Source organism: Actinomadura macra NBRC 14102 (assembly GCF_001552215.1).
Taxonomy (GTDB): Bacteria; Actinomycetota; Actinomycetes; order Streptosporangiales; family Streptosporangiaceae; genus Spirillospora; species Spirillospora macra.
In genome coordinates this window covers 21,021-46,068 of sequence record NZ_BCQT01000013.1, presented here as the reverse complement: position 1 = coordinate 46,068, position 25,048 = coordinate 21,021, and the positions used below count along the sequence as shown (strand labels likewise).

The following is a 25,048-nucleotide window of genomic DNA, read 5'->3' as shown; positions in this document are numbered from 1 at the left end:
TCAGTGGGATGGGATGTCCGTCACGTCGCGCGGTGCGCCTACGTTGTGCGCGCGCCGACCTGAAGGGACGTCACGTGGGAAACGCCGGGGAATCGCAGGACCATTTCGACGTGGTGGTGGCCGGCTCGGGCGCCGGGGCCATGGCCGGGGCGTTCGCCGCCGCGGCGCGCGGGCTGCGGACGGTCGTCCTGGAGAAGACGCCGCTGCTCGGCGGTACGTCCGCGTACTCGGGTTCGGCGGTGTGGCTGCCCGGGACGCGGGTCCAGGAGCGCGCCGGAATCGGTGACTCGACGGCGTCCGCGCGGGCGTATCTGCGGGCGTTGCTCGGTGACGCCGGCGGCGCCCACCGTGAGGCGTTTCTGGAGACCGCGCCCGCGCTCGTGGAATTCCTGGAAGGCGATCCGGCACTGGAATTCGAATGGCAGGCATTTCCCGACTATTTCGACGCGCCCGGACGCATGGACCGCGGGCGTTCGATCGTCCCGCCGCCCCTGCCCGCCGAGCGGCTGGGAGAGCTGGCCTCGCTCGTCCGCCCGCCGGTCGACCGGGACCGCGCCGGGCTCGGGCACGCGCCGGACGCACCGCTGGCGCAGGGCCGGGCGCTGATCGGCCGGCTGCTGCTGGCGTTCACCACGACGGGCAACGGCACCGTCCGCACCGGCACCGCCGTGACCGGGCTGATCGCCGAGGACGGCCGCGTCACCGGCGTCGAGGCCGCGACAGCGGACGGTCCCGTCCGGTTCGGGGCGGCGCGCGGGGTCCTGCTGGCCGCCGGCGGATTCGAGTCGTCGGCGGCGCTGCGGGAGGCGCGCGGCGTGCCGGGCTCGGCGGACTGGACGATGGCCCCGGACGGCGCCGACACCGGCGACGCCATCGCCGCCGCCGTCCGGATCGGCGCATCCACCGGGCTGCTGGACCAAGCGTGGTTCTGCCCCGGCCTCGCGATGCCGGACGGGCGCGCCGCCTTCGCGCTCGGGCTGCGCGGTGGCCTCATGGTGGACGGGTCGGGCCGCCGGTTCGCCAACGAGTCCCTCCCCTATGACCGGTTGGGCCGCGAACTCGCCGCCGCCGGCGTCCCCGCGTACCTGATCTTCGACTCGCGGGCGGGCGGGCTTCCCGCGATCTCCATCCCGGCGGCCGCGCAGGACGAGCATCTGCGGGCCGGCACCTGGGCCGAGGCCGCGACCCTGGACGCGCTGGCCGGCATGCTCGGGGTCCCGGCCGGCGCGCTGACCGCGACCGTCGAGCGGTTCAACGGCTTCGCCCGCGCGGGGAGGGACGCGGACTTCCACCGCGGCGAAGATCCTTACGACCGGTTCTTCGCCCCGGACTCCTGCCTCGTCCCGGTGGAGGTACCGCCCTACTACGCCGCGCGGATCGTCCTCGGTGATCTCGGCACCAAGGGCGGGCTGCGCACCGACCCGGACGCCCGCGTCCTGGACGCGCGGGACCGTCCCATCCCCGGCCTGTACGCCGCGGGCAACACCAGCGCCTCGTTCACCGGCCCGCACTACCCGGGCCCGGGCATCCCGATCGGCTCGGCCATGGCGTTCGCCTACCGGGCCGTCGACCACATGAGAAGGGATCACGCATGAGATCAGTCAGGGTGCGCGCGGCGGTCGTCGTCGCGACGGCCGCCGCCGCTGCCGGCACCGCGGTACCCGCGCAGGCGGCGCCCGCGCAGGCGGCGCCCGCGCATTCCGCCGCGCACGGCGAACAGCGGGGGAAGCTGCTCAGCAGCAGGCCGCTCCACAACGCGGCGGCGCTGCCCAGTGCGGCCGTGAACCGGACGGTGACCTACACCTCCGAGGGTGTGGGCGGAAAGCGGATCACGGTGTCGGGCACGGTGTCGGTGCCGAAGGGCAAGGCACCGCGCGGCGGGTGGCCGGTGCTGAGCTGGGCGCACGGGACGACGGGCACCGCCGACATCTGCGCGCCGTCCGCCGACACCGCGGACGGCCCCGCCCACGACTACCTGTCCATCACCGAGCAGTACCTGGACAAGTGGGTGGCGCAGGGCTTCGCGGTCGTGCAGACCGACTACGAGGGCCTCGGCACCCCCGGCGGGCATCCGTACATGAACGGGGTCAGCGAGGCCAACACCGTCCTGGACATCGTCCGCGCGGCCCGCAGGACCGACCGCCGCATCGGACGGGACTGGTTCGTGGCCGGGCACAGCCAGGGCGGTCAGGCGGCGCTCTACACCGCCGCCGTCCGGTCGAAGCGGGGCGATGTCCGGCTCCGCGGCGCGGTGTCGATCGCGCCCGGATCACAGATGAGCCAGATCGCTGCCTACGTCCAAGCCCAGTACCCGGGTGCCGAGGCGGCGCTGCCCTTCCTGTTCGTGCTGCTCAACGGCGCGCAGGCGGCGAGGCCGTCCATCGTGCCGGAGGCCCTGCTGACCGAGCAGGCGGGGGCGCTGGTGAAGGCGGGGCGGACGAGCGCGTGCCTGGCCCAGCTCAGGCAGCTCGGCAAGACCCTTCCGCTGAGCCAGGTGTTCCGTCCGGGCGCCGACCTCACGCCGTTCGTGGACTACCTGCGCTCGCAGGAGGCGACCGGCCTGAACCTGACGGTGCCGACGCTGGTCGCGCAGGGCGCCGCCGACAAGGAGGTCTCGCCCGCCGCCACCCAGGCGATCGTGGCCGACCTCTGCAAACGCTACGGGAGCATCGCCTACCGGTCGTTCGACGGCGCCGACCACCGCGGCAGCATCCACGCCTCGTTCGAGGAGTCCCTGCGGTTCGTCCGGGACCTGCGCGCCGGCCGCACGCCCGGCTCGACCTGCTGATCCCGGTCTCACTCACGCGGTGGGGCCGGTCGCCGACCGGCCCCACCGCACGGGATCTCAGAGGAGGTTGTCCTCCACCGTCAGACCGAACTCGCCCCGGCCGTACATCGCCAGTGCCCGCTCGACGTCGTTGGCGACGTGGACGCTGCCCGCATGGGCGTCCCGCCAGGCGCGCTCGATGACGTGGCCGCGGCGCAGCGAGTTCCCGCCGGCGGTCTTGAACAGGATGTCGATCGCCTCGATCGCGCGCTCGGTGCCGCGGACCTGGTCGCGGCGGGCGCGCAGCCGAAGCTCCAGTGGAATCTCCCGGTTGCGCGCCGCGTACGTGTGGATCTCCCGGACGTTGTGCTCGGTCTGCAGCACGGCCGCGTCGATCTCCGAGGCGGCGCGGGCCACCGCGACCTGCGCGAAGCCGTCCTCGACGAACCGTCCGCCGCCGAGGCTGAGCCGGATGCGGTCACGCATCGCCGACACGTAGGAGGCGTAGCAGCCCGCGGCCATCCCGATCACGCTGGCGGCGACGGTGGTGGTGAAGACCGTCCCGAACGGCAGCCGGTACAGCGGGCCGGTGTTGACCTTGCGGCCCGGGGCGCGCAGCTGCGCCTGATCGTAGTTGCGCATCGCGCGGTGCGTGGGGACGAACGCCCGCTCGACGACGATGTCGTCGCTGGCGGTGCCGCGCAGGCCCATCGAGTCCCACTCCTCGCGGATCTCGTAGTCCCTCCTCGGGACGAGCACCGTCATGAAGTCGACGGGCCTGCCCTCCGCGCCGACCACCAGCCCGCCGAGCAGCGCCCAGGACGCGAACTCGCAGCCGGACGAGAACGCCCACCGGCCGGAGACCTCGAAGCCGCCATCGGCGGGGGTGAGCCGCCCGATCGGGGCGTAGGACGAGGCGAGGAGGTTGTCGGGCCCGGGGCCCCACACCTCGCGTTGCGCCGCGTCGGGGAACAGGCCGACGTGCCAGGAGTGCACGCCGAGCACGGCCGCCACCCAGCCGGTGGAGCCGCAGGCGCCGGAGATCTCCCGGACGACCTGATAGAAGGCGACCGGGTCGTCCTCGGCGCCGCCGTACCGGGCGGGCTGGAGCATCCGGAACACCCCGGCGGCGGTCAGCTCCCGGATCGTCTCCGCCGGGATCCGGCCCTTCTCGTCCACGGACCGGGCCCGCTCGGCGATCCCCGGCAACAGCCCGCGTACGGCCTCCAGGACGTCGTTGCTCATCCGCCCGCTCCCTGTCTTCCCTAGTCCGGCCCTCGCAGGAGACCACGCCCGCGCGGCACCGCGTCCGCAGGCGTCCCGGCCACTGGGACTGGCCGGGACGGAGCGTGACCTGCGACATAGCGTGCGAGCACCCGTCCACCGTCGAAGGGATGATCCACGTGACCGCCACCGAGTCGGACACGATCCGCGCCATCGAGGCGGAGGCGATCTCCGCCCGTTTCGCCCGGGGCTGGCATTGCCTGGGGCTCGCCGGGCGGTTCAAGGACGGCACGCCGCACACCATCGACGCGTTCGGGCAGCGGCTCGTCGTCTTCACCGGTGAGGACGGCGCCGTCAACGTCCTGGACGCCCACTGCCGGCACATGGGCGGGGACCTGTCGCAGGGCACGGTCAAGGGGAACACGATCGCGTGCCCGTTCCACGACTGGCGCTGGGGCGGCGACGGGCGCTGCAAGGCGATCCCCTACGCACGTCGTGTGCCGCTGCGGGCGCGCACATCGGCCTGGCCGACGATGGAGCAGGACGGGCTGCTGTTCGTCTGGAACGACCCCGAAGGCCGCAAGCCCCCGGCGGACGTGACGATCCCGGTCATCGAGGGCGCCACCCGCGACGACTGGACCGACTGGCTGTGGACGGAGACGACCGTCCACGCCAACTGCCGCGAGGTCGTCGACAACGTCGTGGACATGGCGCACTTCTTCTACATCCACTACTCGTTCCCGACGTACTTCAAGAACATCTTCGAGGGCCACACGGCCACGCAGATCATGAAGGGGAAGAGCCGCCCGGACCGCGCCCGGCCGGCCGGCGAGGGCGGGGCGCGGATGCTCGGGAACTCCTCCGTGGCGTCCTACCACGGCCCGTCCTTCATGATTGACGAGCTGACGTACCACTACGACGGGTTCGACATGGACTCCGTCCTGATCAACTGCCACTACCCGATCGACGAGAACTCCTTCTCGCTGCACTCGGGGATCATCGTGCGACGTAGCGACCGGCTCCCGGGCGACGCGGCGGAGGAGACGGCGCGGAGGCTGTCGGGGTTCATCCTGGCGGGCTTCGAGCAGGACATCGAGATCTGGCGCAACAAGACCCGCATCGACAACCCGCTCCTGTGCGAGGAGGACGGCCCCGTCTACCAGCTCCGCCGCTGGTACGAGCAGTTCTACGTGGACGTCGCGGACGTCGCCCCGGAGATGACCGGCCGGTTCGAGTACGAGATCGACACGACCCGTCCGGTGGAGTCCTGGCAGCGCGAGTGCGCGGAGAACATCGCGCGGCGCGAGGCCGAGGGGGCGACGACGTGACCGTCCGCCAGGACGAACGCCTCGCGGACGGCGCACCGCTGGTGCCCGTCCGCTGCCGCCGCTGCGACGCCGAGGTGCTGGCACGCAAGTCGAGCTGGGAGCAGACGAGCATCCAGTGGAGCGCGCGGGCCCGCGCGTCCTGCACCGGTCTGCCCGAGGACGGCCTCGGTACCTGCCCGGCGCTGCGCTCGGCGATCCAGGAGGCCGCGCTGACCGGCGCGATCACGGTCGTCGATGGCTGACGGGGCGCCGACGGGGCGGGCGGCGATAGGCGCGGGCGACGACCTCGGCCGCGGACTGCGGCTCGCACGTCAACGGCGTCGCCTGGACCCTGACCTGGACGGAGGACCATGATCGACCGCTACGGCCCCTGGGCCGTCATCGCCGGCGGCAACTACGCGGCCGCGCGCAAGCGCAGCGGCTTCCCCGCAACGAACTGGTCTCCGGCGCCTACGAGGCGATGAGGCGAATGCTCCCGAGGAATTAACTGAACCGCATCAGTAGCGGGCGCTCTCACAGTGCGACGCCACTGCGCGTTCACAACTTTGCCAGATATGTCGAAAATTGCATCCACCTGCAATTTCTTGGCCGTAGTAGGCCAGCCGCGTGGCGATCACCGCCGGGACGGTGCGGCGCACCCCCCGACCGACGGCGCACAGCGCGGTAGCAAGGCGGTTTCGGCCCGTAACAGGCGCTCCGGGGACCGGTCCGGCGAACGTTCCAATATCACTTCCCATATGCGCCTGTATCGCATATCGAGTGCGGGTCGATGCCCTCAATCGCACTGGTGGAGAAGGCCGCCGCTTTCCCCCTTGCCGTGCCCAGGAATCGGTGGGATGGTCGCAATCATAGCGAGAGACCGGTTGACCGCGAGGTGCCCGAAAAGGACGTGGTATGGCGCATCCACAAGCCGTCGGCGAAGCCGGCTTCCGTGACCCGACGAGGACGGCCGGCACCGCGGGCCCGACGCCGTGACACCCCCTCCCGTCCCGATCGTGGACCTCGCGGACCTCGGCTTCGAGGAGGGCGCGCACCTGCTGGTGCGGCGCGCGCTGAAGCACCTGCCGCCGGGCGCGGAACTCGGCGTGACCGGCGGCGACCAGGCACTGCCCGACCAGTTACGCACCTGGTGCCGAAAGCTCGGGCATCATGTGCGGCTGCCCGACGACGGGGACGCGAACGTCCGCGCCTGGGTGGTGCGGGGCAGCGCCGACCTCGACCGCTGGACGCAGGCCCAGCGGGCCGGGGGCGCGACCCCGGACGGGATCGTGCCGCGCGCGGACCCGAGCTGGGGTCTGGCGGCGCGGGGCGCGCTGGTCGAGCCGGGCGGCCCGGTGCCGCCCTTCGACCTGATCGACCGGGACCTTGTCTGGGCCGACATCGCGCCCGGGCTGTACACGAGCGCGGTGGCGGCACAGTGGAACCCGGACGTGGTGATCCAATGGGACGCCGAGTTCACGCTCCCGGATGAGATCGAGCGGGCGGTCGTCCAGGTCATGACGTACCTGGTGGAGAACAAGCAGGCGGCGCTGGTCGTGCTGGCGCGTCTGCTCGGCCGGATCCACCCGCACTTCCGCGAGGTGCAGCAACTGCTCGCGGTACAGATCGCGGACGAGGCCCGGCACCTGGAGGTGTTCAGCCGCCGGGCGCTGCTGAAGGGCGGCGTCCTCGGCACGTCCTCGGTGAGCGGACGGGAGTCGCTGGGCACGCTGCTCGCCGAGCCGGACTTCTCGCTCGCGTCGTTCCTGCTCTCGGTGCTGGGCGAGGGGAGCTTCCTGAACCTGCTCAGCTTCCTGGACCGGCACGCGCCCGACCCGGTCACCCGCCAGGTGACCCGCCTGACGCGCCAGGACGAGGCACGGCATGTGGCGTTCGGGGTGGCGCACCTCCAGCATCAGGCCGCCGTCGACCCCGCGCTGCGCGGCCGGCTGCGGACCGTGGTCGAGCGGCGGCACGAAGCCCTCGCGGGAACCGGCGGGATGAACGAGGACGTGTTCGAGGCGCTGGTCACCCTCGCCGCCGGGGAGTGGACGCCCGCGGCGATCGGGCGCGGCCACGAGAAGGTGCGGCTGCTCCAGCGGGAGATGTACGAGGGACGGCGGCACCGACTGATCCGGCTCGGCTTCCCCGCCAACGAGGCGGCCGAACTGTCCTCGCTGCACACCCGCAACCTCATGTAGAGGTGAACGGGGCGCAGGTGCGCAGCCCGGCCGGCACGTCCCACCGGTCGGGGGTGAAGTGGTTGCGCAGGATGGAGCGGAGGTAGCGGCCGCGCGTCGCCCAGGACACATGGCTCACCGGAAGGTGCGGCTCCAGATCGACCCAGGTGTCGAAATGGCGGCGCCGCCAGCCGCCCTTCCCGCCCCGCCAGTAGCGCGGACACGTCGCCCCGGTCGCGGCCAACCACGTGCCGCCGTCCGGCCACAGCCGGGGATCGGTGTAGCCGCCCGCCTCCACGAACTCCGCGAACTCCGCCTGGGTGACCGGCGCCGTGGCCATGGCGAACGGCGGCACCTCGACCATGTGCGCCCATTTCTCGTTGTCGTTGACGAACGGGGCGGACATGCGGGCGCCGAGCAGGAACCGTCCGCCGGCGAACTGCACGTCACCCGGCAGCGAGCCCGCGTCCGTGCCCGCTGGCTGCTCCGCGTCGGACAGGCCGGGCAGGAAGGGCGGCGGATACCCGAGGGTCTGGCGACCGTGGGTGAGCGCCTCGGTGTGAGCGTCGTAGTGGTGCACCGTATAGCGGGCGAAATGGCGGACGACGTCGGACGCGTCCGGCCGGGGCACCTGGTCCGCGACCCGTTCCGCCACCGTGCGGACGTAGGCGACCGCCGCCCAGGTACAGTTCGCCGCCCGACATCGCCGACGAGCCGCCCGGCCCGCCCGCGCGCTCCAGCACGATGACGTCCGCCCCGGCCGACGCCGCCTCGAAGGCCGCGGCGGCGCCGGCGCACCCGAACCCGACGACGAGCACATCGCACTCCCGGCGGGCCGCTCCGCCCACCGTCGTCACGGCTTCGGGACGAACGCGGCGAGCGGCTCGGAACCGGACCAGTCGTGGCCCCAGTAGCTGTCCGCGGTGATCTCCTCGGCCGTGTAGTACGTCTCGTCGACGAGCATCCCGTCGGTGCCGTACTCGATGTCCCAGCCGCCCGGGGCGCGCACGTAGAACGAGACCATCTTGTCGTTGGTGTGGCGGCCCAGCGTGGAGGAGACGGAGAAGCCGAGGCGGCCGACGTTGTCCAGAGCCCGTCCGACCGCGTCCAGGGTGTCGGCCTCGACCATCAGGTGGACGAGGCCGGGATCGCCGTCGTGCGGGGCAGGGCAGACGGCCAGGCTGTGGTGACGCTGGTTGACGCCCATGAACCGGACGCGACGAGGCGCGTCTGGGTCGCTGCCGGTGAGCTTGAACGCGCCGCGCGGCAGGAATCCGAGGGCCTCGTAGAAGGCGACGGTCTCGGCCGCCTTCGGGGAGGGCAGCACGACGTGGCCCATGCCCTGCGCGCCGGTCACGAAACGTTGCGCCAGGCCAGTACGCACAGGCGAGTGGTCGAGCACGGGCCCGAAGAACACCTCGACGGGGGTACCGCCCGGATCCGCGAACGCGACGACCCCCTCGGCGTCGCGTTCGGCGGCGTCCCGCACCGAGAGCGCGGTGACCTCCACGCCGAGCTTCTCCACCGTCTCCTGGACGGCGGCCAGCGCGTACTGGTCGCGGACCTCCCAGCCGACCGCCAGCACCCGGTCGGAGTCGCCGGGCAGCACCGCGAGACGGTGCCTGCGCTCGTCCATGCGCAGGTAAAGCCCGCCCGGGTCGGGGCCGGAGCCCTCGGCGAACCCGAGCGCGTCGATCGTCAGCTCGCGCCAGCGCTCGATGTGCCTGGTCTGGACCTTCAGGTAGCCGAGCCCGCGGATGAACGTCACCGTCCTGCTCCTCTCTAGCAACTCCGTCGTGATGGAAACGTGGGGTGGGAACGTGGGTCAGATCATGGAGCGCATGGGGCCCAGGGGCGGTTCGATGTCCAGGTCGGTCAGCGTGGAGACGTGGTAGACGGCGCCCGGGACGTGGATGGCGTGGGCCAGGCCGACATGCGCGTCCCGCCAGAAGCGCTGGATGGGGTTGTCCGCCCGCATCGCGTTGCCGCCGGACCGGACGACGATCTCGTTCATCGCGTGCACCGCCCGCCAGGCCGCACGGACCTGGGTGCGCCGACCGGCCGCCCGGTCGGCGAAGCCGATCTCCTCCCCGGCCGCCACCCGGTCGTACATGCGGGAGGCGTTGTCGAGCAGCGCGGTGCGGGACGCCTTGATCTCCTCGGCGGCCTCGCTGATCGCGTACAGGACGTAGGGGTCGTCCTTGATCCGGGTGCCGGTGATCTGGACGCGGCCGCGCTGGTAGGCGAGGTGGTGGTGCAGAGCGCCCTCGGCGATACCGATCACCGCGGAGGTGATGCCGAGCGGGAAGACGCAGGAGAACGGCATCAGGTAGGACGGGTTGGCGTGGCCCGCCTCCCGCGCCTGCGAGCCGTCGATGACCTTGGAGAAGGGGATCGTCCGGTACGCGGGGACGAACGCGTCCCGCACGATGACGTCCTTGCTGCCGGTGCCCTTCAGCCCGGCGACGTCCCAGGAGTCCTCGACGATCTCGTAGTCCGAGCGGGGCAGGATGAGGTGCAGCGACGACGGCGGCTGCGCGACGTCGCCGGCTGCGTCGCCGAGCATCCCGCCGAGGAAGATCCAGTCACAGTGGTCGGTGCCGGAGGAGAACTGCCAGCGGCCGTTGAAGACGTATCCGCCGTCCACCGGGCGGGCCACGCCCATGGGCGCGTACGGGGAGGCGATCCAGGTGTCGGGGTCGCGTCCCCAGACCTCCTCACGGACCTTCGGGTCGGCGTAGGCCATCTCCCAGGGGTGGACGCCGACGATGCCGGCGACCCAGCCGGTCGAGCCGTCCAGCGCGGCGACGCCCATGACCGTCTCGGCGAACTCGCGAGGGTGCGCCTCCAGGCCGCCGTGCGCCGCCGGCTGGAGCAGCCGGATCGCGCCGGACTCGCGCAGCGCCTTGGCCGCCTGGTCGTCCAGCCGCCCGAGCGCCTCGTTCGCGGGGCCCGACGCACGGATCTCCTCGGCCCGTTCCATGATCGTGTCAAGCACGCGGTTCGTCATCGCCCGTCCTCCGTGGTGATCGTCATCAGCCGTCGTAGCTGACCTTCAGCCGGTCGCTGACCGGCCTCGCCTGGCAGGCGAGGATGAGCCCGTCAGCGAGATCGCGCTCGTCCAGGACCGTGTTGGCGTCCATGACGGCCTCGCCCTCCACGACCACGCAGGCGCACGCCGCGCAGGACCCCTCGCGGCAGGAGAACGGGGCGTCCACCCCGGCGCGCAGGAGCGCGTCGAGGAGGTGGTCGGACGTCGGCCAGGGCACCGTCCTGGTCTCGCCGTCGATCTCCACTTCGATCTCGGCCGCCGCCCCGACCGGGACGCCCTTGGGCGGCACGGGACCTGCTTCGAAGGGATCGCCCTCCAGCGAGAAGAAGCGCTCGACGTGCACCCGTGAGCCGAGGCCCGAGAGCGCGGACGCGGCCATGTCCATGAACGCGCCGGGGCCGCACACGAAAGCGTCGCGACCGGCGTAGGGGCTCGCCAGGGCGCGGATGGCGGCGGGCGTCGGCAGCCCCTGGACCGACTCCAGCCAGTGGACGACCGTCAGCCGTGCCCCGTGGCTCGCGGCCAGGGCCCGCAACTCCCCGGCGAAGATGACCGACCGCTCGTCCCGGTTGGCGTACAGCAGGGTGATCGCGCCGGTGCCGGCGGCGAGGCATGTCTTGAGGATCGACATGACCGGGGTGATGCCGCTGCCGCCCGCGAGGAGCAGCAGGTCCGCGTCCAGCGAGGACGGGGTGAACGTGCCGGCCGGCCGCAGCACCTCCAGTACGTCGCCCGCGGCGACGTTGTCGCAGATCCAGTTGGACCCGACGCCGCCCGCGACCCGCTTGACCGTGACCTTGAGCCGGTCGTCGGTCGCCGGTGAGCTGCACAGCGAGTAGCAGCGCGCCACCCAGCCGTCCCCGGACGGGACGCGGACCGTGAGGAACTGCCCGGGCCTGTAGGCGAACCGGTCGCGGTCGCCTCCGGCGGGTTCGAGGACGAGTGAACGCGCCTCCGCCGTCTCGCGGACGACCTCGACGACCCGGGCCTTCAGCGCCGTCATGACCGTCCCGCGACGTGCCGGGCGGCGATGTAGCCGAATACGATGGACGGGCCGATCGTGGCGCCCGGTCCGGCGTACTCGTTGCCCATCATCGAGGCCGCGGTGTTGCCCGTCGCGTACAGGCCCTCGATCACCGTGCCGTCCGCGCGCAGCACGCGGGCGTGCTCGTCGGACACCAGCCCGCCCTTGGTGCCGAGGTCACCGACCTCCAGCCGGAACGCGTAGTACGGCGCGGATTCGATGACGTCCAGGTTCGGGTTCTTCAGGTTGGGGTCGCCGTAGTAGCGGTCGTAGGCGCTGTCGCCGCGTCCGAACTCGGGATCCCTGCCCGCGCGGGCGTAGCCGTTGAACGTCCGGACGGTCGCGGCCAGCGCGTCCGCCGGAACGCCGATCTTGCCGGCCAGTTCCTCGATCGTCCCGGCCTTGAACGCGATACCCGCGTCGTAGAACGCCTTCGGGATCGGGACCCCGGGCAGGATCTGCGCGAACGGGTAGCGGGCGCGGGCCTTGGCGTCCAGCACGAACCAGGCCGGGACGTGACCGCCCGCCAGCTGGTCGTGGACGAAGTTGACGTACGGGGACGACTCGTTGGTGAACCGCGTCCCGTCCCCGGACACGATCACCGACCGGGGGATGCACCGTTCGGACACCAGCGGGATCGTCGCGCCGGACGGGTGCCGGACGGCGGGCATCCACCAGGCGTCGTCCATCAGGTCGAGCGCGGCCCCGAGCCGTTCGCCCGCGCGAATCCCGTCGCCGGTGTTCTCGCGGGCGCCCATGGCATGGTCGTCCTGCCCGCCCTTGGGCAGGTAGGCGGCGCGCATCTCGGGGTTGTGGTCGAAGCCGCCGGTGGCGAGCAGCACGCCGTGCCGGCCGCGGATCCGCCGCGTCCCGCCGTCGCGTTCTACGACGATCCCGGTGACGCGGCCGTCCCGCTCGACCAGGTCGGTCATGGTCGTCTCCAGCCACAGCGGGATCCCGGCGTCCTTGAGCGCCATGCGCAACCGCGCGACCAGGGCCCGGCCGCCGGTCGCCATGTGCCGGCGGCGCACCAGGTTGGACGAGACGCGCCAGGCCGCCACCAGCGACGCGCGCCGGCCGCGCCAGGTGCGCTTGGCCATCGCCAGGTCGTGGTAGTCCTTGCCGGTGATCCACAGGCCGAGCGGGCCCTTCATGCTGTTGGGCCGCTGGTGCCGCTCGTCCTCGCCGAGCTTGCGGGTGTCGAAGGGCAGCGCCTCGACCGACCGGCCGAGCGGGCGGCCGCCCTCGTACTCGGGGTGGTAGTCGGCGTAGCCCTTGACCCAGAAGAACCGCATCCACCTGCTCTTGCCGAGCAGTTCCATCGCCGCGGGGCCGTGGTCGACGTAGGCGTCGAGCCGGGCCGCCGGGACGCGGCCCTCGGTGAGCAGGTCGAGGTAGCGGCGGATCGACGCGCGGCTGTCGTCGTGGCCGCGTGCCCGCAGGGTGGGGTTGTTGGGAATCCAGATGCCGCCGCCGGAGATGCCGGTGCTGCCGCCGAACTTCGCGCCCTTCTCCACGACCACGGCCGTGAGCCCGGCGTCGTGGGCGGTGAGCGCGGCGGCCATCCCGCCGCCTCCGCTGCCGACGATGACGAGGTCGAACTCCGCGTCGAATTCAGGGTCGAATTCTGGGTCGAACTCCTCGCCGGGGGACGCGGCGCTCACGCCTCGTCCTTGCGGGTGAGGAAGGCCAGGACGGCGCTCTCCCACGCCGCCTTCTGCTCGATCATCACCCAGTGCCCGCAGTTGGGGAAGATGGTCAGCTGGACGTCGGGGATCGTCCGCATCGGCACGAAGGCCATGTCGACGGGGCTGACCCGGTCGTCGCGCCCCCAGGTGATGAGCGTCCGCGCCTTGAGTCTGTGGAGCATCGCCCAGTACGGCGGCGCGTCGGACTCGGCCGCCGCCCTGGCGCGGGCGGCCATCGCGGCCGATCCGTACATGCGGCGGGCGCTGGCGAGCGTGGCGGGGTCGGTGGCCTGCGCCCAGCGCTCCTCGATCAGCTCCTCGGTGACCAGCGCCGGGTCGTGCACCATCGAGCGCAGCCACCGGACGAGTCCCTCGCGGGTGGGGTCGTCGGTGAACTCCACGAGCAGCTTGATGCCCTCGACGGGCGAGGGGCTGAAGACGTTGCGCCCGATACCGCCAATGGTGACCAGACGCCGGACCCGCTCCGGATGCGCCAGCGCCGCCTGGGTGCCCACGATCCCGCCCATGGAGTTGCCGATCACGTCGACGCGGTCCAGGCCGAGGCCGTCCACGAACCGGACGACGGCGCCGGAGGCGGCGAGTATCGGATGCTCGTCGGTCGGGTCGCTGACCCCGAAGCCGGGGAACTCCAGGATCAGGCAGCGAAAGTGCGCGGCGAAGACCGCGAGGTTGCCGCGGAAGTTCCGCCACCCGGTGACGCCGGGCCCGGAGCCGTGCAGCAGCAGCAGGGGCGGGCCCTCGCCGGCCTCGTGATAGCGCAGGACGCCCCGGTCCGTGGCGAGTTCGCGCAGCGTCGCCTCGTAGGTCGGCTCCGGGTGGGTCAGCTCCGTGGGCATGTGCTCTCAGTCCTTACGAGTGGCTTGTCCGGAACGTAATCCGGGCCGGGCGGCGGCCACGCCGCCGATCCCGATCAGCGGGACGCCGCTCCGGGGCACGGCGGACGGGCCTGCCGCCGCGCCGGCTTCCACTCATCGGGATCGGTCGGCGCGCAGGAGGCGGCACCTGCCTACGTTCCAGCTCCGACCACCTGCGAGCCCCGAGGGGACCTCATGGCAGCCGAGCCAGCGCTCACCGCAGACTCCGGACACGCGCCTGCGAACTCCCCCGCCCCGGCGGAGTTCCGCAAGGCCATGGCGGAGTTCGCCACCGGCGTCACCGTGGTCACCGCGCTGGACGGCGGCGAGCCGGTGGGGTTCGCGTGCCAGTCGTTCGCGTCGGTGTCGCTGGAGCCGCCGCTCGTGCTGTTCTGCGCCGACCGGCGCGGCCGCTCCTGGGCGCGGATCCGCGCGGCCGGCCGGTTCTGCGTCAACGTGCTCGGCGACGACCAGCGCGACCTGTGCGAGCGGTTCGGTTCCAGCAGGGGGCTGAAGTACGAGGGGCTCGGCTGGGACGTCTCACCGTGGGGGACGCCCGCGCTGCGGGACGTCCTGCTGGGCGTGCACGCGGAGGTCCAGGACGTGCACCGGGCGGGCGACCATGACGTCGTGATCGGCCGGGTCCTGGCGATCGGGCGGCCGGACGAGCCGGCCGCCGGCCGACCGCCGATGATCTTCTTTCGCAGCCGGTTCGGCGTGGGCGAACCGGACGCGCCGGTCGCCCCCGACCCGTGGGGCGGGGACGACCGGTGGGGGTGGGGATGAGGTCACATCCAGTCGCCGCGGCCGTCCACGGCGAGCAGCCGGTTCATCGTCTCGGCGGACCAGGTGGCCTCCGGCGCCGACCGGGCCTGCCCGGCGCGGCGTGCGCGCCCCATTCCGGCGCGCCGCGCGGACGCCGCACCCGGGAACAGCACCTGGGACGCCTCGCGGGCGGCGGTGACCACCAGCGGGGCGACGTTCTCCAGCGGAGCGCGGATGTCGCCCACCAGGGATATCCCGGCGACCGGGCCCTCGGCGCCGCGGATCGCGGCGGCGACGCAGGCGATGCCGGGGAAGGACTCGCCGCGCTCGAACGCGAGCCCGCGGCGCTGCCGGACGCGGTGCAGTTCCTGGTGGAGCGTGCGGACGTCGCCGATGGTGCGGCTGGTGAGCCGGGTGATCGCGGTGCCGAGCAGGGCGTCGACCTGCTCAGGTTCCAGCCAGGCCAGCATGGCCTTGCCGAGCGCCGTGCAGTGGGCGGGGGCCCGCCCGCCGACGCGGGACGGCACGCACGCGGCGAGTCGCCCGCCCAGCTTGTCGAGATAGAAGATGTCGGCGCCGTCCAACACGGCCAGGTGCGCGACCAGGCCGGTGGTGACCTGAAGCTCGTGCAGCAGTGGCGCCGCCGCCTCGCGGATCTTGCCGTGCCCGCCGTCCTGCCCGCCGAGCCCGAGGGCGCGCTGCCCGAGGCCGTAGCCGAAGGAGTGGTGCGCGAGCCACCGCTGCCGGACGAGCTGGTCCAGGATCCGGTGCGCGGTGGAGCGCGGCAGCCGGGTGCGGCGCGCCACGTCCTCCAGAGTGAGCCGGGCCGACGGGCCGTTGAAGGCGTCCAGGATCAGCGTCATCCGCTCGACCATCGACGGCGGCGACTCGCGTCGCTCCGGGGTGGCGACCTCGGCCATCACACCTCCCAGAACCGAACTGAAATGAATTCTCGTTATCTGGAATCTAGCAACAGCCCGCCATCAGCGGAAGAGGCGATTTATCCCAGCTCAATCGAGTTCGAGATGCTGCGATGCCCCGTCCAGAGACGTCCGAAAAGAAGTAGAACGATTTCCTATCAAGTGAGGGAGCAGCGATGCGTGTCGGCATCGTCACGCCGGTGGTGGCGCAGCCGCCGGGGCAGGCCGCGTGGGAACGCGGTGCGGGCGTCGAGGAGATCGGCCTGATCGCCGAGACGGCCGACCGGCTCGGCTACCACCACCTGACGTGCAGCGAGCACGTGGCGGTCCCGGTCGAGGCGGTCGAGGTGCGCGGCGGGGTCTACTGGGACCCGCTCGCCACGTTCGGGTACGTCGCCGCACGCACCACCCGGATCCGGCTGGCCACGCAGGTGCTGGTGCTCGGCTACCACCACCCGCTCGCCGTCGCCAAGCGCTACGGCACGCTCGATCGGATCAGCGGCGGGCGGCTGACGCTCGGCGTCGGGGTGGGCAGCCTGGAGGAGGAGTTCGCGCTGCTCGGCGCCCCGTTCGCCGGGCGCGGCGAGCGCGCCGACGACGCGCTCGCCGCGCTGCGCGCCGCCCTGTCACAGCGAGCGCCGGAGTACCACGGCCCGCACTACGACTTCGCCGGCCTCGTCGTGGAGCCGCACGCCGTCCAGGAGCACGTCCCGATCTGGGTCGGCGGGCGGACGGGCCGGTCCCTGCGCCGCGCGCTGTCCGCCGACGGCTGGGTGCCGTTCGGGCTCCCGCTCGGCACGCTCACCGAGATGCTCGCGGGCGTCGACCTGCCCGCGGGATTCGACGTGGTGCTCGGCCCGCCCCGGTCGCTGGACCCGATCGGCGACCCGGACGGCGCCGGCGCGGCGCTGCGCGGGCTGCGCGAGGCGGGCGCGACGGTCGCCGGTGTCCGGCTGGCGTCCTCCTCCCCCACGCACTACTGCGACCAGCTCGCGGCGTTGCGCGCGCTGGCCGACCCCTTCGGCCTGATCTTCGGCGACCCGTCGTGACCGATCCCGCGACCCGCCTGGACGAGCTGGAGCGGCGCCTGCGCGCGCTGGAGGACGAGCGCGAGATCACCCGGTTGATCCTGTCGTACGGCCCGCTCGTCGACTGCGGCGCCGCCGACGGCGTGGCCGCGCTGTGGGCGGCGGAGGGCGTCTATGACGTCGACGAGCTGATGATGGACGGGCACGCCGAGATCGAGGCGATGGTCCGCTCGGCGAACCACCGCCGGTGGATCGAGGGCGGCTGCGCCCACGTCGTCGGGCCGCCGCACGTCAGCGTCTCCGGCGACCAGGCCGCCGCGGTCGGCTACACGCTCATGATCGTGAACGGGCCGGACGGCTTCGCCGTGCACCGCGCCACCGCGAACCACTGGCTGCTGCGCCGCACACCCGGCGGCTGGCGGGCCCTGCGCCGCACCAACCGCGTCCTCGACGGGCGCGCCGAGTCCCCCGCGCTGCTCAGGAGGGTCGCTGACGGGCCCTCTCGCGCAGCGTCCGGGACAGGGTGAGCGCCGCGGTGTGCACGGCCGGAGCGACGGCGGCCAGGCGCATCCGGCCCGACCGGCCCGACACCGACAGCGCGCCGAGGGCCTCGCCGTCCGGGCCGAGCACCGGGCTCGCGGCGCAGACGATGCCGTGACCGGACTCCTCGCGATCGTAGGCGACGCCCTCCTCGCGGATCCGGGCGAGCTCCCGGGCGAGCAGGCCCGGCGCGGCCACGCTGCGGCCGCTCGCCCGCGGCAGGCCGGCGTCGACGACGGCGCGCACGACCTCCGGCGGGGAGAAGGCGAGGATCGCCTTGCCGACCCCGGTCACGTGCGCCGGAAGCCGCCCGCCGATCTCGGACGGCATCGGCGGGCCGCCCGGCGAACCGAGGATCTCGACGTACACGACCTCGGCGCCCTCCAGCACCGCCAGGTGGACGGTCTGCCGGGTGGCCTCCCGCAGGTCGGACATGTACGGGACGGCCGCGTCCCGCAGCACCCGCTGCCGAGGGACCCGCTGGCCGATCTCGAACAGCTTCAGCCCCAGCCGCACCCGCGGCCCCTGCCGCTCCAGCAGGCCGGCCTCCACCAGGTCGAGCGCGATCCGGTGCGCGGTTGACTTCGGCAGCCCGCTGCGCCGCCCCAGCTCGGCCGCACCGAGACAGTCGTCGTCGGCGCGGAAGGCGGCCAGCACCGCGACCGCGCGCCGCAGGAAGGAGCCGTCGGACGTCATCCCCCCACTGTAGGAGCACCGAAGGAGTGGGCGTCCCACCTGGCGGGACGCCCGCATTGCCGCCCGGTGCCCCGCCGGGCGAGGCTCGACCTGCGACAACGATGAAAGGACCTCCATGGACGCGGACTCGGTGGAGAAGGCCGCGGGCACGCTGCTCGACGCGTATGCCAGCGGCACTCCACTCCCCCCTTTGACGGCGAGCTATCCGGATATGTCGGTCGCCGATGCCTATGCGATCCAGTTCGCCCAGGTGTCGGCGTGGACGTCCGACGGCGCGCGGATCAAGGGCCACAAGGTCGGGCTGACCTCCGCCGCGATGCAGCGGCAGCTCGGCGTCGACCAGCCGGACTCCGGGGTCCTGCTGGACTCGATGTTCCTGCCGGAGAACACCCCGATCGACCACGGCCGGTTCCTGCAACCGAGGGTCGAGCCGGAGGTCGCGTTCGTGCTGGGCCGCCCGCTGCGCGGCCCCGGCGTGACCGCGGCCGACGCCGTCGCCGCCGTGGACTTCGTGCTGCCCGCGCTGGAGGTCATCGACTCCCGGATCGCGGACTGGCGGATCGCCCTGGCCGACACGATCGCCGACAACGCCTCCAGCGGCGGCGTCGTGCTCGGCACCAGCCCCGCCCGGCTGGACGCGGTGGACCTCGTCCTTGGCGGCTGCCTGCTGCACCGCGACGGCGAACTGATCGACACCGGCGCGGGCGCCGCCGTGCTCGGCTCGCCGGTCAACGCCCTGGTGTGGCTGGCCAACGTCCTCGGCGAGCGGGGTGAGGGGCTGGAGGCCGGGCACGTGGTGCTGCCCGGTTCGATCACCGCGGCCGTCCCGGCAGCACCGGGGGACGTGTTCACCGCGACGTTCGCCGGGATCGGCTCCGTGACCGCCCGTTTCGGGAGGGAGCGGGCATGAGCGGAGGAAATGGGATGCGCACACTGACCGCGGCCATCGTCGGGCCCGGCAACATCGGCACCGACCTGCTCGTCAAGCTGATGCGCAGCGAGCTGGTCGACGTCCACTCGATGATCGGGGTGGACCCGGCGTCCGACGGGCTGGCGCGCGCCCGCAAGCTCGGCGTGCCGGCCTCGGCGGAGGGCGTCGACTGGCTGCTGGCGCAGCCGGTCCTGCCCGACCTGGTCTTCGAGGCCACGTCCGCCAAGGCGCACCTGGCCAACGCGCCCCGCTACGCCGCCGCGGGCATCACGGCCATCGACCTCACGCCCGCCGCCGCCGGGCCGTTCGTGTGCCCGCCGGTCAATCTGGACACCCTGTCGGACGTCCCGAACCTCAACATGATCACGTGTGGCGGGCAGGCGACGATCCCGATCGTGCACGCCGTCTCGTCGGTGGTCCCGGTGTCCTACGCCGAGATCGTCGCGTCCATCGCGTCCCGGTCGGCGGGGCCCGGCACCCGCGCGAACATCGACGAGTTCACCGAGACCACGGCCCGCGCCATCGAGCGGGTCGGCGGCGCCGCCCGGGGCAAGGCGATCATCATCCTGAACCCGGTCGCGCCGCCGATGATCATGCGGGACACGGTGTACTGCGCCATCCCGGCGGACGCCGACACCACGGCCGTCGCCGCGTCGATCGAGGCGATGGTCGCCGAGGTCGCCGTCTACGTCCCCGGCTACACGCTGCGCGCCGAGCCGCAGTTCGACGGCCCCCGCGACATCTGGAACGGGATGGCACGGGTCGCGGTGTTCCTGGAGGTCCGCGGCAACGGCGACCACCTGCCGCCCTGGGCCGGCAACCTCGACATCATGACCGCCGCCGCCGCCCGCGTGGGCGAGCAGCTGGCGCGCAGGAAGGTCACCACCTCATGAGCGACGTGAACGAGAAGATCAGGCTCACCGACTCCACGCTGCGGGACGGCAGCCACGCGATGGCGCACCGCTTCACCGAGGAGCAGGTCCGCGGCGTCGTGCACGCCCTGGACCGCGCGGGCGTCGAGGTCATCGAGGTCACCCACGGCGACGGGCTCGGCGGCTCGTCCTTCAACTACGGCTTCTCGCTGGAGGACGACATCAAGCTCGTCGCCGCCGCCGTGGACGAAGCGACCGCCGCGAAGATCGCCGTCCTGCTGCTGCCGGGCCTCGGCACCGTGGAGGACCTGCGCCAGGCCCACGGCGCCGGTGCGTCCGTCGCCCGGATCGCGACCCACTGCACCGAGGCGGACGTCTCGCTCCAGCACTTCGCCGCCGCCCGCGACCTCGGCATGGAGACCGTCGGCTTCCTGATGCTCTCGCACCGCGTCGGGCCGGCGGAGCTCGCGGCCCAGGCCCGCATCATGGTGGACGGCGGCGCCCAGTGCGTCTACGTCGTCGACTCGGCGGGCGCGCTCGTCCTCGGTGACGCGCAGGAGCGGATCAGCGCCCTGGTCAAGGAGATCGGGCACGAGGCGCAGGTCGGCTTCCACGGCCACCAGAACCTCTCGCTCGGCGTCGCCAACTCCGTCCTGGCGCAGCAGAACGGCGCCCGGCAGATCGACGGGGCACTGTGCGCGCTCGGCGCCGGGGCGGGCAACTCCCCGACCGAGGTGCTCGTCGCGACGTTCGAACGGCTCGGCGTCCCCACCGGCGTGGACGTCCAGGGGGCGCTGGCCGCCGCCGACGAGGTGGTCAAGCCGTTCCTGGACCGCCTCCCGTTCGCCGACCGCGGCGCGATCACCCAGGGGTATGCGGGCGTGTACTCCAGCTTCCTGCTGCACGCCGAGCGCGCGGCCGAACGCTACGGCGTGCCCGCGCACGAGATCCTGCAGAAGGTCGGCGAGGCCGGTTACGTCGGCGGCCAGGAGGACATGATCATCGACGTCGCGCTCCAGCTGGTCGCCGAGCGCGAGCGCGCGTCCTGACCCGTGCGGGGAGGCGGGTCAGGACCGCCTCCCCGCACGGGTCAGCGGACGGGGGCGCCCGTCCGCGGGTTCAGGATGAGCTTCCCGGCGCGGGGACGGCCGAAGTCGAGCAGTCCGTCCAGCGTGCCCGCGCGCTCGTCGAAGGACGCGCCGCCGACGCGGCCGAGGCCCCAGTTGTCCTCGATGAACCGCAGCACCGACGTCTGCTCGGTGACGTGGTGGTCGACGTGGTTGACCTTCGCGTACGGGGAGACGACGAGCAGCGGCAGGCGCTGGCTCGGACCGCAGCGGTCCCGGTGGCCGCCGGCGGCCGGTGGCCCCCCGAAGCACTGCGGGGAGTCGACCGCCGCGTCGGTGGAGCCGTTGAGGATCGTCGGCGCCCGGTGGTCGTACCAGCCGTCGGAGTCGTCATAGGCGAGGACGATCGCCGTCGACCTCCACTCCGGCGACCGCTGGATCCGGTTGATGGACGTGACGACGAACCGCTGCTCGTCCAGCGGGTCGGAGTAGGCGGCGTGCCCGTCCTGGTAGGCGGGGGCCTTGAGGAAGCTGACGGCGGGCATATGCCCGCTCTTCAGCGCGGTGTCGAAGTCGGCCAGGTCGTACTGGTGGTTCGCCTGGTCGGTACGGCCGATCGCGGCGGGCGACGAGGGCGGCAGATGCTTCTCGTTCGCGGTCGTCGCGTAGTACTGGAACGGCTCGTGGTGCGGCACGTAGTCGATGACCGGGTTCCCGCCGATGTTCTCGTGGGTCGCGCCGCAGACCGCGTACCCGTTCGCCCTGCCGGTCGGCCGGAACCCGCCCTGGAACCACCCCCAGGTGACCTTCTTGGCGTTGAGCAGGTCGCCGATGTTCCGGCCGGTCATCACGGCCAGGTTGTTGTGCGCGGTGTGGTTCTTGGCCGAGCAGTCGTCGAAGGCGGGCTGCGGGTCGTTGATGACCGTCCCGACGCCGTTCTCGTCCGGCGACTGGACCACTGAGGCGTCCGTCACCTTCTTGCGGGTGAACGGGTCAACGGCGTAGGCGCCGTGGGTCTGGCCGGAGGCCAGGTTGAGCGCTCCCGGCGTGGACGGGCCGAAGATGGTGTCCCAGGAATTGTCGCTCATCGCGTAGTGCTGCGCGTAGTTCCACATCGCGGTGACGGTGTTGCCGTCGTAGTAGTCCATGACGAGGCCGGGCGCCCCGTACAGGATCGGCTGGCCGGTGCACTTGTCGCGTTCGGTGAACTCGACGAACTTGTCCATCCGCCCGCCGTTGACGGCCTTTTGCTCGGCGGCGTACGAGTGGTCCTGATCGCAGGTGAGCGCCTGCTCATGGGTGAGGCGCCGGGGGTTGTACCGGTTGGGGTTGTGCTTCAGCAGCCGCTTGGTCAGCCCGTCGACGCGGGGGGTGCGCCGCGCCGGGGTGAACCTCGTCCCGTCGGTGTTGGCGGCCTTCGGATAGGTGCCGAAGTAGTGGTCGAAGGAGATGTTCTCGCCGAAGATGACGACGACGTGCTCGATCGGTGTCCGGGACCCCTGTGGCGTGCGGGCGACGGTGAGGGCCGTCCCCCGGTGGGCGTCGCCGCCGTCGCCGGTGCACCCCGGGACCGCCGCCAGTGCGAGCACCGCCGCGGTGCCGGCCGTCCGCCGCTTCCACGCTTCCGCACCCATGCCGCGACCCTAGGTGATCAACCCGCGGCCGAGGAAGTCCGACGCGTCGCGCACCCCCGGAAACACGAGAAAGTAGCCGCCGCCGAAAGGCCGGACGTAGTCGGTCAGCGGCTCGTCCGCCAGCCGGTCCTGCACCGCCTCGAACTGGCGCCGCAGGTCACGCTGGTAGGCGGTGAAGATCAGGCCCATGTCGAGGTCGCCCGCACCGTCCATGCCCCGGTCGTAGTTGAAGGCACGGCGCAGGATCCGGCTTCCGGCCGAGCCCGGCGTGCGCGGGTTGGCGCGCCGGATGTGACTGGTCAACGGGATGACCTCGCCGACCGGATCCTCGGCGTAGCGGGGCTCGTCGGTCTCGTGGACGCCGTCCAGCGGGGCGCCGGTGTCGCGGGCGCGGCCGAGCATCTGCTCCTGTTCGGGCAGCCCCACCCGGTCCCAGAACTCCACCAGCATCCGGATCAGCCGGATCGCCGCGTAGGTGCCGCCGGCCGCACCGCACGGTCTGTCCGCGGGGGCGTGGGGGGTCGTCCCCCCACAGAGATCCCGTTCGGACAGCCACACCAGCCGGTCCATCTCGCGGGCGTCGGACGCGTCCGGATTGGCGGTGCCGTCCTTGAAGCCCATGAGGTTGCGGGGCGTGCCGCCCGGCCGGGGCGGACTGGAGAACCCGCTGATTCGCCACCGGAGCTGGGCGGCACCCCGGCTGTGCCGGGTGATGTCGCGCAGCGCGTGCACCACCGTGTCCTCGTCGTCCGCCGACAGTTGGACGCTGAGGTCGCCGTGACACCAGCCGGCTTCGAGCGCGTCGTGGGGGAAGGTCCGCATCCGCAGGAGCCCAGGCGGCTTACGGGCGGCCAGCCCGAAGCGGTCGTCGAACAGCGAGGCGCCCGCACCGACCGTCACCATCAGGCCCGCGCCCGGCGCGTCCGGGCCGAGCACCCCCGAGTCGGCGGGAGGCGCGGCGATGCCCGCCTCCTCGGGCGGGCCGCCGGAGGTCAGGATCCGGGCCCGCTCGGTGAGCGCGCGCAGCAACTCGGTCAGCTCGGCCCGACCGTCGGCGATGACGTCGAAGGACGCGACGATGGTGCGGCGCGCGGGCGCCTCCAGGACGCCGGCCTGATGCTCGCCGTGGAACGCCCGTCCCCGCGCGGCGGGTGCGCCGGTGTGCGCCGCGCCCTTGGCGGCGGACCCGGCCGCCGAACCGGCCGCCAGGCCCGCGGCCCCGGTGGCGCCGGCGGCGAGCGCACCGCGCAGGAAGGCCCGCCGGCCGGTCACCGGGTCCGCCTCGGCTGCGCGATGGTAGCGACGGACGCCAGCAGCTCGACCAGCCGCCCGGTCGTGCCGTTCAGTCGCTCGCGCTCCTCCCGCGACAGCCGCGCGAGCGACGACCGTCCCTTCAGCAGGGCCTCCAGCCGGTCCATCCAGCGATCCACCTCGCCCAGGCCGGGGAACCTCGGGCGCAGGACGGGCCGGAGCACGCCGATGACCGCACGGGTCCCCTCCAGGTGCGCCGCCGCCGTCCGCAGCTCGGTGCCGCTGCCCTGGTCAGCGGCGCCGGTGAGCTGGCAGCGCAGGGTGTCCTCCAGGATCTCGTGGGCGCGGAGCGGAAGATCGGCGGGGTCGACGCGCTCGCCGGCGAATCCCGCCCGCAGAGCACGGACGTCGCGGGCGAGCCGGTCGGCCACCGGCGCGAGCGCGGACATCTCCGCGCCGTTCCACAGCCCTTGCTCCAGCCGGTGGAAGCCGGTGAAGCCGGTGTCCCGCACACCGCCGGGCAGCCCGTCCGGCAGGCCGTTGATCGCGTCGTCGAGATCGCCGAAGGCGCCGTAGGCCGCGCCCAGCCGCGCGTAGGCGAGATGAGCGGGCGTCCAAGCGTCCTTCGCGGCGCCCCTGTTCCCCGTACGGACGGCGCCGCGCAGCTCGCCCGTCCTGGCGACGAGACGGTCGAGCCCCGCGGCGACGTACCGCTGGTAGGAGCGGGCCGGGCCGTACAGGTCGTTCTCGCCGACCGGGACGACCGCCAGGCCGCCCCGCCCCGGCCCGGTGATACGGACCGCCGGGCTCGTCACCGGATCCCCCGCGCCGTGCTCCGCACAGCGCAGGGCGTACACGCCGGCGCCCAGCCGGACGCGCATCGGACGGACGGTGCCCGGCGCGAGCCCCTCGATCTCCGCGTGCACGGCGCCACTCCCGGCATCGATCAGCGTGACCTCGGCGACGGCGCTGCCGCCGTTGCGCAGCATCAGCGTCTGCCGTCCCGCCGGCGCGGTCGTCCACCCGGCGCCGCACCGGCCGGCCGCCGCGTCGATCAGCCCAGGGATGGCTTGGCCGCGCGTCTCGGGCCCGGGACCCTGCCCCTGCGGCCCGGGGCCCTGCTCCTGCGGCCCGGGGCCGCGGGCGGGCAGGCCGTCGCCCGCCGCCGCCCACAGCAGGGCCGCACCGATGATCACGAGGGTCACACGCATGTCGCCGACACTCTAG

The 25,048-nt window shown here is 73.0% G+C and carries 23 protein-coding genes and 1 pseudogene; 11 read left to right on the top strand and 13 right to left on the bottom strand.

The annotated features are described in order from the left end of the window. The first annotated feature begins 74 nt into the window (after positions 1–74). Positions 75–1,595, top strand: coding sequence for an FAD-dependent oxidoreductase (locus tag AMA02S_RS22675; protein ID WP_218005094.1), 1,521 nt, complete (start codon positions 75–77; stop codon positions 1,593–1,595). Continuing rightward, positions 1,592–2,788 carry an alpha/beta hydrolase family protein gene (locus AMA02S_RS22670; protein ID WP_067461406.1) on the top strand — a complete coding sequence of 399 codons (1,197 nt, stop codon included), beginning with the start codon at positions 1,592–1,594 and terminating at the stop codon, positions 2,786–2,788. Before AMA02S_RS22675 ends, AMA02S_RS22670 begins: the two co-directional genes overlap by 4 nt. Positions 2,789–2,845: 57 nt before the next feature. Here the strand turns inward: AMA02S_RS22670 and hsaA are convergent, their stop codons facing one another. Further along, positions 2,846–4,012: a 3-hydroxy-9,10-secoandrosta-1,3,5(10)-triene-9,17-dione monooxygenase oxygenase subunit gene (gene hsaA / locus AMA02S_RS22665; protein WP_067461405.1), complete on the bottom strand. Its 1,167-nt coding sequence runs from the start codon at positions 4,010–4,012 to the stop codon at positions 2,846–2,848. A 149-nt stretch (positions 4,013–4,161) separates the two neighbouring features. Between hsaA and AMA02S_RS22660 the strand changes: the two genes are divergently transcribed. From AMA02S_RS22660 to AMA02S_RS22650, 3 genes are all read left to right on the top strand, one after another. Continuing rightward, positions 4,162–5,319: a 3-ketosteroid-9-alpha-monooxygenase, oxygenase component gene (locus tag AMA02S_RS22660; RefSeq protein ID WP_174550978.1), complete on the top strand. Its 1,158-nt coding sequence runs from the start codon at positions 4,162–4,164 to the stop codon at positions 5,317–5,319. Further along, complete coding sequence (locus AMA02S_RS22655; RefSeq protein WP_067461404.1) at positions 5,316–5,561, top strand: ferredoxin; 246 nt, start codon at positions 5,316–5,318, stop codon at positions 5,559–5,561. Before AMA02S_RS22660 ends, AMA02S_RS22655 begins: the two co-directional genes overlap by 4 nt. Positions 5,562–6,314: 753 nt before the next feature. Then, on the top strand, positions 6,315–7,499 hold the full coding sequence (locus tag AMA02S_RS22650; RefSeq protein ID WP_218005093.1) for a hypothetical protein: 1,185 nt from the start codon (positions 6,315–6,317) through the stop codon (positions 7,497–7,499). Here the strand turns inward: AMA02S_RS22650 and AMA02S_RS22645 are convergent. From AMA02S_RS22645 to AMA02S_RS22620, 7 genes and pseudogenes are all read right to left on the bottom strand, one after another. Then, positions 7,492–8,133, bottom strand: a complete 642-nt coding sequence (locus tag AMA02S_RS22645) for an SUMF1/EgtB/PvdO family nonheme iron enzyme (protein WP_067461402.1) — start codon at positions 8,131–8,133, stop codon at positions 7,492–7,494. The two genes, AMA02S_RS22650 and AMA02S_RS22645, sit on opposite strands and share 8 nt — an antisense overlap. Positions 8,134–8,176: 43 nt before the next feature. After that, positions 8,177–8,296 (bottom strand): annotated as a pseudogene (locus AMA02S_RS45080) (FAD-dependent oxidoreductase); the annotation flags it as partial. A 35-nt stretch (positions 8,297–8,331) separates the two neighbouring features. Further along, on the bottom strand, positions 8,332–9,246 hold the full coding sequence (locus AMA02S_RS22640) for a VOC family protein (protein ID WP_067461401.1): 915 nt from the start codon (positions 9,244–9,246) through the stop codon (positions 8,332–8,334). Between the two features lie 57 nt (positions 9,247–9,303). Beyond that, a complete protein-coding gene (locus AMA02S_RS22635) occupies positions 9,304–10,488 on the bottom strand; it encodes an acyl-CoA dehydrogenase family protein (RefSeq protein WP_067461400.1) in 1,185 nt (394 codons plus the stop codon). Between the two features lie 25 nt (positions 10,489–10,513). Next, positions 10,514–11,533, bottom strand: coding sequence for a ferredoxin--NADP reductase (locus AMA02S_RS22630; RefSeq protein WP_067461399.1), 1,020 nt, complete (start codon positions 11,531–11,533; stop codon positions 10,514–10,516). After that, positions 11,530–13,218 carry an FAD-binding protein gene (locus AMA02S_RS22625; protein ID WP_067461398.1) on the bottom strand — a complete coding sequence of 563 codons (1,689 nt, stop codon included), beginning with the start codon at positions 13,216–13,218 and terminating at the stop codon, positions 11,530–11,532. Before AMA02S_RS22625 ends, AMA02S_RS22630 begins: the two co-directional genes overlap by 4 nt. Then, positions 13,215–14,099 carry an alpha/beta fold hydrolase gene (locus AMA02S_RS22620; protein ID WP_067461397.1) on the bottom strand — a complete coding sequence of 295 codons (885 nt, stop codon included), beginning with the start codon at positions 14,097–14,099 and terminating at the stop codon, positions 13,215–13,217. Before AMA02S_RS22620 ends, AMA02S_RS22625 begins: the two co-directional genes overlap by 4 nt. Positions 14,100–14,312: 213 nt before the next feature. Here AMA02S_RS22620 and AMA02S_RS22615 point away from each other — a divergent pair, with 213 nt between their 5' ends. Beyond that, the gene (locus tag AMA02S_RS22615) at positions 14,313–14,903 is read left to right on the top strand and encodes a flavin reductase family protein (protein WP_067461396.1); all 591 of its coding nucleotides are present in this window, start codon (positions 14,313–14,315) and stop codon (positions 14,901–14,903) included. A 2-nt stretch (positions 14,904–14,905) separates the two neighbouring features. On the opposite strand, the gene AMA02S_RS22610 is transcribed toward AMA02S_RS22615, so the two are convergent. Then, complete coding sequence (locus tag AMA02S_RS22610) at positions 14,906–15,802, bottom strand: IclR family transcriptional regulator (protein WP_067461395.1); 897 nt, start codon at positions 15,800–15,802, stop codon at positions 14,906–14,908. Between the two features lie 176 nt (positions 15,803–15,978). On the opposite strand from AMA02S_RS22610, the gene AMA02S_RS22605 reads away from it, so the two are divergent. Together AMA02S_RS22605 and AMA02S_RS22600 are read left to right on the top strand one after the other, a co-directional pair. Continuing rightward, the gene (locus AMA02S_RS22605; protein ID WP_067461394.1) at positions 15,979–16,851 is read left to right on the top strand and encodes a TIGR03619 family F420-dependent LLM class oxidoreductase; all 873 of its coding nucleotides are present in this window, start codon (positions 15,979–15,981) and stop codon (positions 16,849–16,851) included. Then, a complete protein-coding gene (locus tag AMA02S_RS22600; protein WP_067461393.1) occupies positions 16,848–17,357 on the top strand; it encodes a nuclear transport factor 2 family protein in 510 nt (169 codons plus the stop codon). The genes AMA02S_RS22605 and AMA02S_RS22600 overlap by 4 nt, the downstream gene beginning before the upstream one ends. Here AMA02S_RS22600 and AMA02S_RS22595 read toward each other — a convergent pair. Continuing rightward, positions 17,308–18,066, bottom strand: coding sequence for an IclR family transcriptional regulator (locus AMA02S_RS22595; protein ID WP_157430777.1), 759 nt, complete (start codon positions 18,064–18,066; stop codon positions 17,308–17,310). The two genes, AMA02S_RS22600 and AMA02S_RS22595, sit on opposite strands and share 50 nt — an antisense overlap. A gap of 115 nt (positions 18,067–18,181) precedes the next feature. On the opposite strand from AMA02S_RS22595, the gene AMA02S_RS22590 reads away from it, so the two are divergent. The 3 genes from AMA02S_RS22590 to dmpG are packed head-to-tail and all read left to right on the top strand — an operon-like array spanning position 18,182 to position 20,918. Then, positions 18,182–18,976: a 2-keto-4-pentenoate hydratase gene (locus AMA02S_RS22590; RefSeq protein WP_067461391.1), complete on the top strand. Its 795-nt coding sequence runs from the start codon at positions 18,182–18,184 to the stop codon at positions 18,974–18,976. 14 nt (positions 18,977–18,990) lie between these two features. After that, positions 18,991–19,890, top strand: coding sequence for an acetaldehyde dehydrogenase (acetylating) (locus AMA02S_RS22585; protein ID WP_067461390.1), 900 nt, complete (start codon positions 18,991–18,993; stop codon positions 19,888–19,890). Next, positions 19,887–20,918 carry a 4-hydroxy-2-oxovalerate aldolase gene (dmpG, locus tag AMA02S_RS22580; RefSeq protein WP_067461389.1) on the top strand — a complete coding sequence of 344 codons (1,032 nt, stop codon included), beginning with the start codon at positions 19,887–19,889 and terminating at the stop codon, positions 20,916–20,918. The genes AMA02S_RS22585 and dmpG overlap by 4 nt, the downstream gene beginning before the upstream one ends. Before the next feature lie 41 nt (positions 20,919–20,959). On the opposite strand, the gene AMA02S_RS22575 is transcribed toward dmpG, so the two are convergent. From AMA02S_RS22575 to AMA02S_RS22565, 3 genes are read right to left on the bottom strand one after another with little or no spacing between them, the layout of a single operon-like run. Then, a complete protein-coding gene (locus AMA02S_RS22575) occupies positions 20,960–22,570 on the bottom strand; it encodes a phospholipase C (protein ID WP_067461388.1) in 1,611 nt (536 codons plus the stop codon). A 9-nt stretch (positions 22,571–22,579) separates the two neighbouring features. Further along, positions 22,580–23,842 (bottom strand): Dyp-type peroxidase, encoded by a 1,263-nt coding sequence (locus tag AMA02S_RS22570; RefSeq protein WP_067461387.1) that lies wholly within the window; start codon positions 23,840–23,842, stop codon positions 22,580–22,582. Next, a complete protein-coding gene (locus tag AMA02S_RS22565; protein ID WP_067461386.1) occupies positions 23,839–25,032 on the bottom strand; it encodes an EfeM/EfeO family lipoprotein in 1,194 nt (397 codons plus the stop codon). The genes AMA02S_RS22570 and AMA02S_RS22565 overlap by 4 nt, the downstream gene beginning before the upstream one ends. Positions 25,033–25,048: the final 16 nt, after the last annotated feature.

What these genes read in the sequence shown, in the direction of transcription:
- AMA02S_RS22670 (WP_067461406.1), top strand. Translation starts at nt 1,592, where the DNA reads ATGAGATCAGTCAGGGTGCGCGCGGCGGTCGTCGTCGCGACGGCCGCC.
- hsaA (WP_067461405.1), bottom strand. Translation starts at nt 4,012, where the DNA reads ATGAGCAACGACGTCCTGGAGGCCGTACGCGGGCTGTTGCCGGGGATC.
- AMA02S_RS22660 (WP_174550978.1), top strand. Translation starts at nt 4,162, where the DNA reads ATGATCCACGTGACCGCCACCGAGTCGGACACGATCCGCGCCATCGAG.
- AMA02S_RS22635 (WP_067461400.1), bottom strand. Translation starts at nt 10,488, where the DNA reads ATGACGAACCGCGTGCTTGACACGATCATGGAACGGGCCGAGGAGATC.
- AMA02S_RS22630 (WP_067461399.1), bottom strand. Translation starts at nt 11,533, where the DNA reads ATGACGGCGCTGAAGGCCCGGGTCGTCGAGGTCGTCCGCGAGACGGCG.
- AMA02S_RS22620 (WP_067461397.1), bottom strand. Translation starts at nt 14,099, where the DNA reads ATGCCCACGGAGCTGACCCACCCGGAGCCGACCTACGAGGCGACGCTG.
- AMA02S_RS22615 (WP_067461396.1), top strand. Translation starts at nt 14,313, where the DNA reads ATGGCAGCCGAGCCAGCGCTCACCGCAGACTCCGGACACGCGCCTGCG.
- AMA02S_RS22610 (WP_067461395.1), bottom strand. Translation starts at nt 15,802, where the DNA reads ATGGCCGAGGTCGCCACCCCGGAGCGACGCGAGTCGCCGCCGTCGATG.
- AMA02S_RS22605 (WP_067461394.1), top strand. Translation starts at nt 15,979, where the DNA reads ATGCGTGTCGGCATCGTCACGCCGGTGGTGGCGCAGCCGCCGGGGCAG.
- AMA02S_RS22595 (WP_157430777.1), bottom strand. Translation starts at nt 18,066, where the DNA reads ATGACGTCCGACGGCTCCTTCCTGCGGCGCGCGGTCGCGGTGCTGGCC.
- AMA02S_RS22590 (WP_067461391.1), top strand. Translation starts at nt 18,182, where the DNA reads ATGGACGCGGACTCGGTGGAGAAGGCCGCGGGCACGCTGCTCGACGCG.
- AMA02S_RS22585 (WP_067461390.1), top strand. Translation starts at nt 18,991, where the DNA reads ATGCGCACACTGACCGCGGCCATCGTCGGGCCCGGCAACATCGGCACC.
- dmpG (WP_067461389.1), top strand. Translation starts at nt 19,887, where the DNA reads ATGAGCGACGTGAACGAGAAGATCAGGCTCACCGACTCCACGCTGCGG.
- AMA02S_RS22575 (WP_067461388.1), bottom strand. Translation starts at nt 22,570, where the DNA reads ATGGGTGCGGAAGCGTGGAAGCGGCGGACGGCCGGCACCGCGGCGGTG.
- AMA02S_RS22565 (WP_067461386.1), bottom strand. Translation starts at nt 25,032, where the DNA reads ATGCGTGTGACCCTCGTGATCATCGGTGCGGCCCTGCTGTGGGCGGCG.